At 64.6% G+C, this 15293-nt stretch carries 12 protein-coding genes; 7 read left to right on the top strand and 5 right to left on the bottom strand.

What is annotated here, in order from left to right:
- Positions 1-2: 2 nt before the first annotated feature.
- The 4 genes from BG83_RS0105655 to dapC are packed head-to-tail and all read right to left on the bottom strand — an operon-like array spanning position 3 to position 2905.
- The gene (locus BG83_RS0105655) at positions 3-347 is read right to left on the bottom strand and encodes an arsenate reductase (RefSeq protein WP_024975809.1); all 345 of its coding nucleotides are present in this window, start codon (positions 345-347) and stop codon (positions 3-5) included.
- 14 nt (positions 348-361) lie between these two features.
- The gene (locus tag BG83_RS0105650; RefSeq protein ID WP_024975808.1) at positions 362-775 is read right to left on the bottom strand and encodes a membrane protein; all 414 of its coding nucleotides are present in this window, start codon (positions 773-775) and stop codon (positions 362-364) included.
- A gap of 60 nt (positions 776-835) precedes the next feature.
- On the bottom strand, positions 836-1663 hold the full coding sequence (gene dapD, locus BG83_RS0105645) for a 2,3,4,5-tetrahydropyridine-2,6-dicarboxylate N-succinyltransferase (protein WP_024975807.1): 828 nt from the start codon (positions 1661-1663) through the stop codon (positions 836-838).
- Positions 1664-1705: 42 nt separating this feature from the next.
- Positions 1706-2905 (bottom strand): succinyldiaminopimelate transaminase, encoded by a 1200-nt coding sequence (dapC, locus tag BG83_RS0105640; protein ID WP_024975806.1) that lies wholly within the window; start codon positions 2903-2905, stop codon positions 1706-1708.
- 153 nt (positions 2906-3058) lie between these two features.
- On the opposite strand from dapC, the gene BG83_RS0105635 reads away from it, so the two are divergent.
- From BG83_RS0105635 to BG83_RS0105605, 7 genes are all read left to right on the top strand, one after another.
- On the top strand, positions 3059-3988 hold the full coding sequence (locus BG83_RS0105635; protein ID WP_024975805.1) for a DMT family transporter: 930 nt from the start codon (positions 3059-3061) through the stop codon (positions 3986-3988).
- Between the two features lie 37 nt (positions 3989-4025).
- Entirely contained in the window at positions 4026-5072 is a 1047-nt protein-coding gene (locus BG83_RS0105630) for an alpha/beta fold hydrolase (RefSeq protein WP_024975804.1), read from the top strand.
- A 250-nt stretch (positions 5073-5322) separates the two neighbouring features.
- Positions 5323-8838 carry a chromosome segregation protein SMC gene (gene smc, locus BG83_RS0105625; protein ID WP_024975803.1) on the top strand — a complete coding sequence of 1172 codons (3516 nt, stop codon included), beginning with the start codon at positions 5323-5325 and terminating at the stop codon, positions 8836-8838.
- Positions 8839-10053 carry a cell division protein ZipA C-terminal FtsZ-binding domain-containing protein gene (locus BG83_RS0105620; RefSeq protein ID WP_024975802.1) on the top strand — a complete coding sequence of 405 codons (1215 nt, stop codon included), beginning with the start codon at positions 8839-8841 and terminating at the stop codon, positions 10051-10053.
- A gap of 10 nt (positions 10054-10063) precedes the next feature.
- Entirely contained in the window at positions 10064-12505 is a 2442-nt protein-coding gene (gene ligA, locus BG83_RS0105615; RefSeq protein WP_024975801.1) for an NAD-dependent DNA ligase LigA, read from the top strand.
- On the top strand, positions 12502-13035 hold the full coding sequence (gene def / locus BG83_RS0105610) for a peptide deformylase (protein ID WP_024975800.1): 534 nt from the start codon (positions 12502-12504) through the stop codon (positions 13033-13035). Before ligA ends, def begins: the two co-directional genes overlap by 4 nt.
- Positions 13036-13103: 68 nt before the next feature.
- On the top strand, positions 13104-14225 hold the full coding sequence (locus BG83_RS0105605; protein WP_024975799.1) for a hypothetical protein: 1122 nt from the start codon (positions 13104-13106) through the stop codon (positions 14223-14225).
- 74 nt (positions 14226-14299) lie between these two features.
- Here BG83_RS0105605 and BG83_RS0105600 read toward each other — a convergent pair.
- A partial coding sequence (locus tag BG83_RS0105600) for a pseudouridine synthase (RefSeq protein ID WP_024975798.1) occupies positions 14300-15293 on the bottom strand: 994 nt, incomplete at its 5' end.

Genomic DNA, 15293 nt, shown 5'->3' with positions numbered 1-15293 from the left:
GGTTAGAACAGGGCGGCGTACTGATCCGCCGAGAAGCCGACGTTGACGGTCTTGCCGTGCACCAGCACCGGACGCTTGATCAGCGATGGGTTGGCCTGCATCAGCGCGATGGCGCCAGCCTCGTCTTCGGCACGCGTCTTGTCGGCATCCGACAGGGCGCGCCACGTGGTGCCCTTGCGATTGAGCAGCGTGGTGAGCGGCACATGCTTGAGCCAGCCGGCCAGCATGTCGGCGCTCACGCCCTGCTTCTTGAAATCGTGAAAGGTGTAGGCAACGCCGTTCGATTCGAGCCACGTGCGGGCTTTCTTCACGGTGTCGCAATTGGGGATGCCATGCAGGGTCGTCATGGTGGGATTCGCAATCAGTGTCGAGAGGCTTGCAGGGCAAAGGAGAGGGCTGCAACGGCCAGTGCAAAACCGACAGACGCCAGCCACGTCATGCGCTTGAGGCGGCGCTCCAGCCGCGCGGCTTCATCGCGCAGGGCGTCGATGGTGATGGCGTGCTGTTCGGCCAGCAGCTTGACGGATTCGGCCTGCTGCAGGATCGCCGCTTCCAACTCGGCAATCCGTGTATTCGGGTCGGGCACGGCGCCCTCTGCGCGGGCAGCGTCGGCGCCGGTCTTCTTGCGGTTCTTGAACTTGTCGATGGTCTTGTTCGCCTGCTCCAGGATGGTTGGCAGCAGCGACAGGACAGTACCGATGGTGTTTGGATCAAGACCCATGATGCGTTGGCGCAGCTTGCCGAAGCGGGTGCCGGTGGCATTGCGTTCGGACATGGCTGCGCTTCAAGTGGTTGGCATGCCTGCAAGCCTAGCAGGCATGCCTTGCGCTGGCGCTCAGTCGCCGCGCAGCAGCTCGTTCAGGCCAACCTTGGCACGCGTCTTCGCGTCCACCTTCTTGACGATCACGGCGCAGTACAGGCTGTGCGTGCCATCCTTCGACGGCAGGTTGCCCGCCACCACCACCGAGCCCGCGGGAATGCGGCCGTAGCTGACTTCACCGGTTTCGCGGTCGTAAATCTTGGTCGACTGGCCCAGATACACGCCCATCGAGATCACCGAGTTTTCTTCGACGATCACGCCTTCCACCACTTCCGAGCGCGCGCCGATGAAGCAGTTGTCTTCGATGATGACCGGGTTGGCCTGCAGCGGCTCCAGCACGCCGCCGATGCCCACGCCGCCCGACAGGTGAACGTTCTTGCCGATCTGTGCGCACGAACCGACGGTGGCCCACGTGTCGACCATCGTGCCTTCGTCAACATAAGCGCCGATGTTCACGTACGACGGCATCAGCACGGCATTCTTGGCGATGAATGAGCCACGGCGCGCCACAGCCGGCGGCACCACGCGGAAGCCGCCAGCGGCAAAGTCTTCAGCCGTGTAGTTGGCGAACTTGCTCGGCACCTTGTCGTAGAACTGCGTAAAGCCACCAGCAGCCATCGGGGCGTTGTCTTCCAGGCGGAACGACAGCAGCACGGCCTTCTTGATCCACTGATTGACGATCCACTCGCCGTCCTTCTTCTCGGCCACACGCAGCGCGCCACGATCGAGCTGGCCGATCACGTTGGCGACGGCTTCACGGACATCGGCCGGAGCGGCCTTGGGCGACAGGTTGGCGCGGTCTTCCCACGCTTGATCGATCAGGGATTGCAGTTGTTGCGTCATGGCTGTGTTCGCTCTAGGAGAAATTCGAAAAAGGGTAAGGGGTCAGCGCTGCTGGCAGAACTCGACGATCCGGCGCGCGCCTTCCAGGCATTCGTCCACGCCGGCCACCAGCGCGATGCGCACGTAGTCCTGGCCCGGATTCGTACCGTGCGCCTCGCGGGCGAGGTAGCTGCCCGGCAACACGGCGACGTTCTTGGCCGCCAGCAGTTGGCGTGCGAATTCAGTGTCCGACAGACCTGTGCGTTTGACGTTGGCCCACAGGTAAAAGGCCGCATCTGGCAGCGCCACGTCCAGCACCTCGGCCAGCATCGGCGTGACCTGCTGGAACTTCTTGACGTACTGCGCGCGGTTGTCGCGCACGTGGGCCTCGTCGTTCCACGCAGCGATGCTAGCGGATTGCACCGACGGGCTCATCGCGCTGCCGTGATACGTGCGATACAGCAGGTAGGCCTTGAGCAGCTTGGCGTCGCCGGCCACGAAACCGGAGCGCATGCCCGGCACGTTGGAGCGCTTGGACAGGCTGGAGAACATCACCAGGCGGTCAAAGCTACGGCCTAGCTGATGCGCGGCCTGCAGCGCGCCCAGCGGCGGGTTGGCCTCGTCGAAATAGATTTCGGAATAGCACTCGTCCGAGGCGATGACGAAGCCATATTCGTCGGATAGCGCGAAGAGCTGTTTCCAGTCTTCCAGCGTGAGCACGGCGCCGGTCGGGTTGCCCGGGCTGCAGACGAACACGAGCTGAACGTTGCGCCATTCTTCCGGCGTGATCGCCGCGAAATCGGGCGCGTAGTTGCGTGCCGGGTCGCTGTTCGCGAACAGCGGCGTGGCGCCGGCCAGCAGCGCCGAGCCTTCGTAGATCTGGTAGAACGGGTTCGGGCACAGCACGCGCGCGCCCGGCTTGCTGCCGTCAATGACGGTCTGCGCGAACGAGAACAGCGCCTCGCGCGAGCCATTGACCGGGATGACCTCGGTGGCCGGATCGACCTTGGGCAAGCCGTAGCGGCGTTCCAGCCATGCGGCGATGCACTGTCGCAGTGCATCGGAGCCGAGCGTCGTGGGATAATTCGCCAGCCCACCGAGTGCCGCCGTCAGCGCGTCTTTCACCAGGGCCGGCGTCGGATGCTTGGGCTCGCCGATGCCGAAGCTGATCGGCGTATGGGCGGCGCTGGGCGTCACGTCCTTGACGAGCGCTTTCAGTTTCTCGAACGGATACGGCTGCAGGGCAGACAGGCGCGGATTCACGGTGTGGGGCGGCGGTGTTGGGCTGGTCAGCGGGCAAGCTTGGCGCTTGCCGGGAAGCCCGAAATTATACGGCCAACGTGTGCTTGCCGCGTGGCCAGTCACCTCGGACATTGCAGGAAGCGGCGGATTCCCGCCGTTTTTTTTATTGGTCACATGACAACGATTGCTTCTTCGGCGCCCTCAGCGGATAGCGCCAGCCACCACGAACCGCAATGGGCGGCGGCACTCTTCATCCTCCTGGGCGCCTCGGTCTGGGGCATTTCCTGGTATCCGTACCGCCTGCTGGCCGGCTGGGGTCTTGGCAGCATGCTGGCTTCTTCGATGACGGGCGCGGCTGCGGCCGTGCTGGCCGCCGTTGTGCTGCGTCGTCACTTTTCAACGTTCCAGTGGTCGTGGCTGATCCCGGCGCTCGGGATCGCGGCGGGTATCACCAACGCGGGTTTCGTCTGGGGCACGGTGCACGGCACGGTGATGCGGGTGCTGCTTTTGTTCTATCTGACGCCCGTGTGGACGGCGCTGCTGGCGCGCCTGTGGCTGCACGAGCGGCTGGGCTGGCGCGGCGGTGTGCTGCTTACGCTGGCGCTGGCGGGCGCGATGATGATGCTGTGGTCGGGCGAGGCCGGCACGCCGTGGCCGGGTTCAGCGGCGGAATGGGCAGGGTTGATTGCAGGGCTCGCTTTTGCGTGCAACAACGTGCTGTCGCGCTTGGCGGGGCAACGTCACCCGACCATGCGCCCGGAAATGCGCACCGTGGTCGTCTTCACGGGCTGCGCGCTGGTGGGTTTTCCGGCTGCGCTGCTGCTCGATGGCGTGCACGCGGTGCCGGCTGCTTTTTCGCAGGGCAATACGTGGCTGCTGCTGGTGGGCATGGCCTGCGTGCTGGTGGGCGGCAATGCGATGGTGCAGCGCGGCCTGCAACGCTTGCCGGCCAATCGCGCGGCGCTGCTGATGCTGTTTGAAATCGTGGTGGCGGCCGTGTCGTCGGCGCTGCTGACGGCGGAACGCCTATCCCCCCAGGAAATGGCGGGCGGAGCGTGCATCATTCTGGCGGGCGCATTGTCGGGGCTGTCGCGGCGCAAGTAGGCTGCCGGTGTTTCGCAAATCAACCGAGGAGTTGCGGATGTTGCTTCGCTCGATTTCCACGGCGCTGACGGTTGCGCTGTTAATGGCCGCGACGGCCGTGCACGCTGCTTCCGCAGAGGCTGGCCCCGTGTATGGCCCCCGGCTGGAAGGCTTCGATTACCCGGCCCCGGTCAAACTCTTCAAGTTCGAGTCGCAGGGTAACGCGCTGGAGATGGCGTACCTGGACGTCGCGCCCAAGCAGCCGAACGGTCAGGTGGCCGTGCTGCTGCACGGCAAGAACTTCTGCGCCGCCACCTGGGAAGGCACGATCGCCGCGCTGACGGGTGCCGGTTACCGCGTGATCGCACCGGATCAGATCGGTTTCTGCAAATCGAGCAAGCCGCGTTCGTATCAGTACACGTTCCAGCAACTGGCCAGCAATACGCATGCGTTGCTGGCCTCGCTTGGGATCGAGCAGGCCATCATGATTGGCCATTCGACAGGCGGCATGCTGGCGACGCGCTACGCGCTGATGTATCCGAACGCGGTGTCCCGGCTCGTGATGATCAACCCGATCGGCTTGGAAGACTGGAAGGCCAAAGGCGTGCCGTCCATGACCGTCGACCAGTGGTTCGCGCGCGAGAAGCAGACCACCGCCGAGCGCATACGCGCCTATGAGCAGTCGACGTACTACGCCGGGCAATGGCGCGCGCAATATGAACCGTGGGTGCAGATGTTGGCCGGGATGTACCGCGGCCCGGGGCGCGATCTGGTGGCGTGGAATTCCGCGCTGCTGTACGACATGATCTACACACAGCCCGTCGTCTATGAGTTTGGCCAGTTGCGCCCGTGGACGCTGCTGCTCATCGGCCAGAAAGACACCACGGCCATCGGCAAGGACGCAGCCCCGCCGGAGGCGCGTGCGCAGCTTGGTCATTACCCGGAGCTTGGGCGGGCGGCGGCGAAGGCCATTCCGCGCGCCACGCTGGTGGAATTCCCCGATGCGGGCCATGCGCCCCAAATCCAGGATCCTGATGCGCTGCACAATGCGCTGCTCGAATGGCTCACCACGCCGGAACGTTCGCGCACGCGCCGCCCGGACTGACGCTATTTGTCACGAAGGCGAAACTGCTTACAAATTTGCAGCAATTTGCTCTCTTGCGCGGCAAATTTCGTCCATTTTTGTAGCGATTTGATTGGCGGGAGCACCGGGTGCGAATGGTATGATGGCGCCATCCGCGCCCCTGGGGCGTGCCTTGTCACTTCGCGCTCCACGGCGCAGATGTGATGACAAAGGCGCGTTCCTTGGGCGCCCGCTTTATCCCCTTTTCTGATCCCTTCGAGACGAACACAACGTGCGCCTCTCTTCGATCAAGCTCGCAGGCTTCAAGTCTTTCGTCGATCCAACCAATTTTCATGTTCCGGGCCAGCTTGTCGGCATCGTTGGCCCGAACGGTTGCGGTAAATCCAATATCATCGACGCCGTGCGCTGGGTGCTCGGTGAGTCACGCGCTGCGGAACTCCGTGGCGAATCGATGCAGGACGTCATCTTCAACGGTTCGACCCAGCGCAAGCCGGCTGGCCGGGCCAGCGTCGAACTCGTCTTCGACAACGCGGAAGGCCGCGCCGCCGGCCAGTGGAGCCAATACGCCGAGGTGGCGGTCAAGCGCGTTCTGAGCCGCGATGGCACCTCGTCGTACTTCATCAACAACCAGGCGGTGCGCCGCCGCGACATCCAGGACATCTTCCTCGGCACGGGCCTTGGGCCGCGCGCCTACGCCATCATCGGGCAGGGGATGATCTCGCGCATCATCGAGGCCAAGCCCGATGACATGCGCATCTTCTTGGAAGAAGCTGCGGGCGTGTCGAAGTACAAGGAACGCCGCCGCGAAACCGAAAACCGCCTCTCCGATACCCGCGAAAACCTCACGCGCGTGGAAGACATCCTGCGCGAACTCGGCTCCAACCTCGAAAAGCTCGAAGGTCAGGCCGAAGTCGCGCAGCGCTTCCAGACGCTGCAGGCCGACGGCGAAGAGAAGCAGCACCTGCTGTGGCTGCTGCGCAAGCGTGAAGCGCAGGGCGAGCAGGAACGCCATCAGCGCGCCATCGAACAGGCGCAGATCGACCTTGAAGCGCAGACCGCACAGTTGCGCCATATCGAGGCCGAACTCGAAACGATGCGCGTTGCGCATTACGCGTCGTCGGACGCGATGCACGCCGCGCAGGGTGCGCTGTACGAAGCCAACTCCGAGGTCAGTCGCCTGGAAGCCGAGATCCGCTACGTGGTGGAGTCGCGCAACCGCATCCAGCAGCAGATCGCCACGCTGACCGCGCAGCAAGAGCAGTGGCATACACAGGGCGAGCAGGCGCAGGAAGACCTTGCCGCGGCCGAGGAAGAGTTGGCCATGGCCGAGGAGCGCGCCGCGCAGGCCGCCGAGGACGTTGCACGCAAAGCCGACGAACTCCCTGGCATGGAAGCGCAATGGCGCGATGCGCAGACCGCGCTGAACGATCAGCGCGCTGCGATCCTGCAATCGGAACAGGCGCTCAAACTCGAAGCCGCGCACCAGCGCAATGCCGACCAGGCCTTGCTGCAGCTTGACCAGCGCCGCGAACGTCTGACGCAGGAGTCATCCGGCCTCGACAAGCCGGACGACGTGCAGCTCGAAACGCTGCGTGCCGAACTGGCTGAACAGGAAGAGGTGCTGGCCGAAGCGCAAGCCGCGCTGGAAGACGCCGAGACGCAGGTGCCGCAGCTCGACGAGGCACGCCGTGCTGCGCAAGACCGCGTGCAATCGGAAGCCGCCACCATTGCCAGCCTGGAAGCCCGCCTTGCGGCACTCAAGCAGTTGCAGGAGAGCGTGCAGACCGACGGCAAGGTTCAGCCATGGCTGGCCAAACATGAACTGAGCGAGCTGCCGCGCTTCTGGAAGAAGCTGCAGATCGAGCAGGGTTGGGAGCCGGCACTTGAAGCCGTGCTGCGCGAGAAGCTGGGCGCGCTCGAAGTCTCCAATCTGGACTGGATCAAGGCGTTTGCAGCTGACGCGCCGCCGGCCAAGCTGGCTTTCTATGCGCCGCCGCCGGCAGCGCTTCCGGTGGAGGCGCCGGCGGGGTTGCGTCCGCTGATGTCGCTGGTCCAGGTGACGGAGCCGGGCATTCGCGCCGTGCTGCAAGACTGGCTGGCCGACGTCTATATCGCCGACGACATGCAGGCTGCGCTCGCTGCGCGCCAGACGCTGCCGGAAGGCGGCACGTTTGTCATCAAGGCAGGGCACTTGATTGGCCGGTCATCGGTGCAGCTGTACGCGCCCGATTCCGAACAGGCCGGCATGCTGGCTCGCGCCCAGGAAATCGAGAACCTGCACAAGCAGGTGCGTGCGCAGATGCTGCTGGCCGACGAAGCCAAGAGCGCTGCCGTGCGCGCCGAAGCGGCCTACAGCCAAGCGAGCCAAAACCTCACGCAGGTGCGCGCCCGCGCCGAGCAGGCCACACGCCGCGTGCACGTGCTGCAGATGGACGTGCTCAAGCTGTCGCAGGCGATGGAGCGCTACAACGCGCGCAGTGGCCAGATCGACAGCGAGTTGGATGAGATCCGCGCGCAGATCGAAGAGCAGCGTGCCATCCGTGCGGAATCCGAAGCGACATTCGAGCAGCACGATGCGGCGCTTGCCGACATGCAGGCGCGCTTTGAAGACAGCCAGCAGGCGTTCGAAGCACTCGAAGTTCGCCTGAGCGATGCGCGCAACGCGTTGCGAGATCAGGAGCGCGGCGCACAGGAAGCGCACTTTGCCGAGCGCAATCTGCAGAACCGCATTGCAGAACTGAAGCGAAACATCCAGGTGGCGGGCGATCAGGCGCAGCAGATCGTGCTGACGCTGGAGAACGCGCGCGCCGAGTTGGAAACCATCAACGAGCAGACTGCGCACACCGGTTTGCAGGAAGCGCTGGAGCGCCGCGCCGAGAAGGAAGAAAAGCTCGGGCTGGCACGCATGGAACTGGATGCGCTGACGGCGCAGCTACGCACACATGACGAGCAACGCCTGACTGCCGAGCGCGCCCAGCAACCGCTGCGCGATCGCATTACCGAACTGCAATTGAAGGAACAGGCCGCGCGCCTGAACCAAGAGCAGTTCACCGAGCAGCTCACCGCTGCCAACGTGGACGAAGCCGTGCTGGCTGAACGCCTGACGGGCGACCTGAAGCCTTCGTACCTGCAAGGTGAAGTCACGCGCATCAACAACGCGATCAACGCGCTCGGCCCGGTCAACATGGCCGCGCTCGACGAGCTGGCTGCGGCGCGCGAGCGCAAGGGCTTCCTTGATGCCCAATCGGCCGATTTGACCGACGCCATCACCACGCTCGAAGACGCCATCCGCAAGATTGATCAGGAAACGCGTGCGTTGCTGCAAGGTACGTTCGACCAGGTCAACTATCACTTTGGTGAACTGTTCCCGACACTGTTCGGCGGCGGCCAGGCCAAGCTGATGATGACCGGCGAAGAGATTCTCGACGCGGGCGTGCAGGTGATGGCGCAGCCGCCGGGCAAGAAGAACTCGACGATTCACCTGTTATCGGGCGGCGAGAAAGCGCTGACCGCGATTGCGCTGGTGTTTGCGATGTTCCAGTTGAACCCGGCCCCGTTCTGCTTGCTGGACGAGGTGGACGCGCCGCTGGACGACGCCAACACCGAGCGCTACGCCAACATGGTCAAGCGCATGTCCGACAAGACCCAATTCGTTTTTATTTCTCACAACAAGATTGCGATGGAAATGGCGCAACAGCTCATCGGTGTGACCATGCAGGAACAAGGTGTGTCCCGGATCGTGGCAGTGGATATGGATGCCGCACTGACCATGGCGGAGGCAGCATAAATGCAGGACAACAACCTGGTGATGGCCCTGCTGGGCGCCGGCGTGGTGTTTGTGCTGGTGATCGTTGTGTACAACCAGTGGCAGATCCGCAAGGCGCGGCGTCCCGAGGCGTACAACCCGCCGGCCGACGAGACCCCGCGCGGCGACGGTTGGACCGAGCGCGCCGAGCCCGCCCTGGGTGGCGAGCGTGAGGAACCCAACCGCGTTGAACCGCGTCTTGAGCCCGGTTTCTCGGCGAAGACGCACATTCCCGCCACGGGCAGTGCCGACACCGAAGCCGGCGTGATCGGCGCTGAGCTCACGCCTTCGGGCGACGATGCCGTGCTCGAAGCCGCCGAGACGGAAGAGGTTGCCGAACCTGCCCCGGGTTCGCTGGAGCCGGCCAATGGCGTGATCGATCCGCTGATCGATTGCATCGTGCCGCTGCATCCGGATCGTGAAGTGTCGGGCGACCGGCTGCTGCCGGCGCTGGCCAAGCTGCGCCGCGCAGGCACCAAGCAGATCCACGTGGAAGGTTTGAACCCCGCCGCCAATGCATGGGAAGCCATTCGCGCCGGTCAGCGCTACCTCGACGTGCAAGTGGCCGTGCAACTGGCCAACCGCACCGGCCCGCTGAATGCGCTGGAGTTCTCGGAATTCATCAACGCGATCGATCCGCTGTCGGAAGCGGCCGATGCCGTGCCGGAACTGCCGGACATGAACGAGACGATCTCCAATGCGCGCGAACTCGACGCGTTTGCCGCCGAGTGCGATGTGCAACTGGGCGTGAGCGTGATCTCCGACGGTGCGCCCTGGTCGGCCGCGTACGTGCAGACGGTGGCCACGCAAGACGGCCTTGTGCTCTCGCGCGACGGCACGCGTTTCACGCGCTTCCATGCGGGCGCCGATGGTGTGCAGCGCGCACTGTTCACGCTGCAGTTTGGCGACACCAATTTCCTGCGCGATGACCTGACCGTCAAGGCCGGCCGCCAGATCACGCTGCTGCTCGATGTGCCGGTGGCGGAAGAGCCGAGCAAGCCGTTCAAGCTGGTGTGCGAATACGCGTACACGCTGTCGCAGCGCATGGGTGCGCAGGTGGTGGATGACAACCTGCGTCCGCTGACGGAGCAATCGTTCGTCGCCATCCAGAAGCATCTGCGCGTGCTGTATGACAAGCTGGAATCGCGCGGCATCCCGGCCGGTTCCAGCACCGCGGTGCGCTTGTTCAGCCACTGACGGACGCACGATGAGCAAGACTGCAGAACCCGCGTCCGGTGCCACGTCCGAGGCGCGGGCAGCTTGGCTGCGCGCTGAGCTGAACCGCTACGCCCATGAGTATTACGTGCTCGACCAGCCCAGCGTGCCCGACGCTGAATATGACCGGCTCTATCGCGAGCTGGAAGCGCTGGAAGCTGAACATCCCGAGCTGAAGACGCCGGACTCGCCCACGCGGCGGGTCGGCGGGGCGGTTCTGCCCGAATTTGCGGCGGTCAGGCATGTCATTCCCATGCTGTCGATCCGCACTGAGACCGACACCACCCCCAACGGCGCCCGCGCGTTCGACACCAGCGTACGCCGCGAACTGGGCCTCGATGACACCGATCCGCCCGTCGAATATGCCGCTGAGCTGAAGTTCGATGGCCTGGCGATCAACCTGCGCTACGAGCGCGGTTATCTCGTGCAGGCGGCTACGCGCGGTGACGGCACCACAGGCGAAGACGTCACGCAGAACATCCGCACGATCCGGCAGATTCCGCTGGGCGTGCATCCGCTTGATGGCGTTGTGCCCGACGTGCTCGAAGTGCGCGGCGAGGTCTACATGCGCCGCGACGATTTTGAAAAGCTCAACGCCCGTCAGCGTGAGCGCGGCGACAAGACCTTCGTCAATCCGCGCAATACCGCGGCCGGTGCCGTCCGCCAGCTCGATCCGAAGATGGCTGCGGAGCGCCCTCTGTCGTTCTTCGCCTATGGCCTGGGCGAGGTGGTCGGCTGGAAAGGCATGCCCGACACCCATTCCGGCATGCTCGATGCGCTGCAGGCATTTGGTTTTCCGGTCAGCTCGGAGCGCGCGGCTGTGAAGGGAGGAGACGGGCTCGTCGAGTTCCATGAGGCCATTGGCGCCAAGCGCGACAGCCTGCCGTTCGATATCGACGGCGTGGTCTACAAAGTCAATTCGCTCGCGTTGCAGCGCGAACTCGGTTTTCGCACGCGCGAGCCGCGCTGGGCAGTTGCGCACAAATATCCGGCGCAGGAAGCGCTGACCACCGTCGAGTCCATCGGCGTGCAGGTCGGCCGCACGGGCGCCATCACACCGGTGGCGCGGCTGGTGCCGGTGTTTGTTGGCGGCGTGACCGTCACCAACGCGACGCTGCACAACGAAGACGAAGTACGCCGCAAGGATGTACGCATTGGCGACACTGTGATCGTGCGCCGCGCGGGTGACGTGATCCCCGAGGTGGTGGGCGTAGTGCTCGATCGCCGCCCGATGGATGACGTGCCGGGCAGCGACCTGTTCAATCCGCAGCAGCGTCCGAAGCACCCACCGTTCGAACTGCCGAAGACGTGCCCGGTGTGCGGCTCGCACGTCGTGCGCGAAGAGGGCGAGGCGGTGGCCCGCTGCTCAGGCGGGCTGTTCTGCTCGGCACAGCGAAAAGAGGCGATCCGCCACTTTGCCGGCCGCCGCATGATGGATATCGAAGGCCTGGGCGAGCGTTACATCGACAACCTGGTCGAGCTGGACTACGTACACGGCATCGCCGATCTGTACAAGCTCAAGCTCGAAGATTTCCTGGAGATGAAGCGCCGCGCCGATGAGCGCGATGGCGCGACACCGGAAACCGTCGCCGCTGGCAAGATCGCCACTAAGTGGGCTGAGAATCTGCTGGAGGGTATCCAGGCCAGCAAGACGCCGCCGCTGGCGCGCTTCCTGTTTGCGCTGGGCATTCGCCACGTTGGAGAATCCACCGCCAAGACGCTCGCGGATTGGCTCGGCAGTCTGGCCATCATCCGGCGGGCGCCGGCACCGTTGCTGCTGGCGCTGCCCGACGTGGGTGCCACGGTGGCTGAAGCCATTGCCGATTTCTTTGCCGAACCGAAGAATCAGCAGGCGCTGGATGCGCTGTTGGAAGCCGGCGTCGCCCCGCAAGGCGAGCATGCGCCCAACGCGAAGCTGCGCGAGAAACTGGAGCCGGTTGAGCTGTACGCCACGCTTGGGGTGCCCAAGCTGACAGCCGCGCGTGCCAAGCAATTGGCTGTGGCGGCGCCGACGCTAGTCCAGTTGGCCGGCGTGGAGCCTGATCAGTTGGCCGGGCTGCCGGCGGATGTGTCCGCGTCGCTGCTCGAATGGCTGGGCTCGCACGACCATCGCGCGCAACTGGAGCAGCTCGACGCGCTGCGCGACGAGCTGCTTGCCGCCATGCCGGCTGAAGCCACCGAAGAAGGCGTGCTGGCCGGCAAGACGGTCGTGTTGACCGGCACATTGCCCAACCTCACGCGTGACGAAGCCAAGGCCATGCTGGAAGCGGCGGGCGCCAAGGTATCGGGTTCGGTGTCGAAGAAGACCGACTATGTTGTCGCCGGAGAAGAAGCCGGCAGCAAGCTCGCTAAAGCCGAAGAATTGAACGTGAAGGTTCTGGACGAAGCGGGTATGCTCGCGCTGTTAAAAAAACCGGCGGGAGACCAGGCATGATCCGAAACATCCTCAAGATGGGCGACAGCCGTCTGCTGCGCGTGGCCAAGCCCGTCGAGCGTTTCCATACCCCCGAACTGACGGCCCTGATCGAAGACATGTTCGACACCATGGATGCGGCGCGGGGTGCCGGTCTGGCGGCGCCGCAGATCGGCGTGGATCTCCAAGTCGTCATCTTCGGGTTCGATCGCAACGATCGTTATCCGGATGCGCCGGCCGTGCCCAAGACGGTATTGATCAACCCCACCATTGAGCCGCTTTCGGACGAGATGGAAGACGGCTGGGAGGGCTGCCTCTCGGTGCCGGGCCTGCGTGGCGTCGTGCCGCGCCATACGCGCCTGCGCTATACCGGCTTCGACCAGCACGGTCACGCCATCGACCGCATTGCCGAGGGCTTCCACGCCCGTGTCGTGCAGCACGAATGCGATCACCTGCAGGGCGTGCTGTATCCGATGCGCGTGAAGGATTTCACCCGCTTCGGCTTTACCGAAGTGCTGTTCCCGGAATTGCCCGCCAATCACGACGACTGATCGAGACTGCGGGAGCGTCGCACCTGCGGGGGCGGGTGGACGCATGTTTCATCCACCACGGAGACGATATGAAGCGCGATGGTTTGAGGGGCTGGCGCCGGCTGGCGCTTGGGGTCGCCATGACGGCGATGCTGGGGTTGGCTGCGTGCGCGGGGCCGCAGGCACCCGAAACCACGGCGGCCGCACCGGCTGCCCAGAAGCCTCAGGGTCCGGTCTGGCAACGCGTGCATCTGGGCGCGGATGCCGTGGCCTACGATTTCCCCGTCTACGCCAACCATCCGCTCGATGGCGATCTGAGCGGCATCCGCGAAGTCGTATTCATGCAGCACGGCCTGCAGCGCAACGGCAACGATTACTACACCGCGGGCGCCGATCTGCTCCAGGCCAGCGGCCGCAACCCCGACGAAGTCCTTTTGATTGCCCCGAACTTTCCCGGTACGCCCGATGAGGGCAAGGGTTTCGACGGCATGCCGGTGTGGTCGGTGGATGGCTGGATCGGCGGCTTCAACGCCACCAACGCGCCGTACACGGACCTGAGTTCGCTCCAGGTACTCGATGACCTGATCGGCTACGTGACGGACCCGGCGCGTGCGCCCAACGTCAAGCGCGTAACGGTGGCAGGCCATTCGGGCGGTGGCCAGATCGTGCAACGCTACGCCGTCCTCAACAACGTGGACGAAGCGATCCGCAAGCGTGGCATCGATCTGCGCTACGTGGTCGCCAATCCGTCGTCATATCTGTACTTCACGCCGGAGCGTCCGCGCGGCAAGGGCTTTGCACGCTACAGCACCAGCGTTTGTCCGGACTATGACCACTACAAGTACGGCATGGTCGACATGGTCCCGTATGCCGCTGGCAAGACCGGCCGGCAGTTGTTCAACCGATATGCGCAGCGCCACGTGACCTACCTGGCCGGCACGAGCGACAACGATCCGAACCACCGCGTGCTCGACAAGCTCTGCGGTGCCGAGGCCGAAGGCCCGACGCGCCTGGATCGCGCACGCAACTACTGGCGCTACGAGCACCACATGGCGGGGCGCAGGCGCGTCAACCACCAGGCGCACGAAGTGGTTGGCGTTGGCCACGACCAAGCGAAGATGTTCGGCTCGCGCTGCGGCGCGCAAGCGGTGTTTGGCATGCCCGCATCGGCCAACACCACCGGGGCCGCCTGCCAGGCTCCGCGTCTGTAACCTGGACGGCAGGCATAAAAAAACCGGTCAGCGCGCAATGCGTTGACCGGTTTTTCTTTGGGGCAGAGGCAGCCTCAGAACTTCTCGAACGGCCCCAGGAAGCGCCACTGGCCGACCGGCAGGTCGCCCAGCACGATGCTGCCCATGCGGATGCGCTTGAGGCCTACCACCTCCAGTCCCACCTGTTCGCACATGCGGCGGATCTGGCGTTTCTTGCCTTCGCGCAGCACGAAGCGCAACTGCTCTTCGTTCTGCCAGCTCACCTTCGCGGGCTTGAGTTCTTCGCCGTCGAGCGACAGGCCAAAGCGCAGCTTCTCCATCAGCTCTTCCGGGAAGACCTTGGAGATATCGCGCTCAACCAGGCCGTTCGGCGAATCCCACACCACGCGCACCAGGTATTCCTTCTCGACCGTCGAATCCTCGCCGATCAGGTGGCGCGCCACGCGTCCGTCCTGCGTCAACACCAGCAAGCCGGTGGAGTCGATATCCAGTCGGCCGGCCGGCGCCAACGCCCGGCGTTGCCAAGGCGCGAAGCGCTTGCGCGTGGGGTCGCCTTCCCATTGGTTTTCCGGCACGAATAGCGAAACGGCAGGCTGATAGCCGTCTTCTGCCTGGCCCGAAACGTAGCCGACCGGCTTGTGCATCAGCACGGTCACGCGCTCGCCTTGCTCGGAGCGCGCCGACTGATGGATTTCGATGATCGCATCCGGCTTGACGCGCGAACCCAGCTCGGTGACGGGCTCACCATCCACCAGCACCCAGCCGCGCGGAATCCATTCATCGGCCTCGCGGCGCGAACACAGACCCAGTTCGGACATGCGCTTGGACAGGCGGACCAAACCACTCGATTCGGTTTGCGGTGCCTGACGGGGTGCGCGCTCTTCAGCATGGCGCGGAGCGCGTTCCTCGCGTTCACGCTCTGGCCGTTGCGGACGTGTCGGACGATCTTCGAAGCGGCGCGGCGGCTGGTCGTTGTCAAAGCGTCGCGGCGGGCGTTCGTCATCGAAACGACGCGGAGGACGTTGATCGCCCTCACGACGGGGCGCGCGTTGATCATCGCCATAGCGT

It is taken from the genome of Ralstonia pickettii (assembly GCF_000607165.1).
Lineage (GTDB): Bacteria > Pseudomonadota > Gammaproteobacteria > Burkholderiales > Burkholderiaceae > Ralstonia > Ralstonia holmesii.
This window is presented reverse-complemented; position numbering and strand designations above follow the sequence as displayed.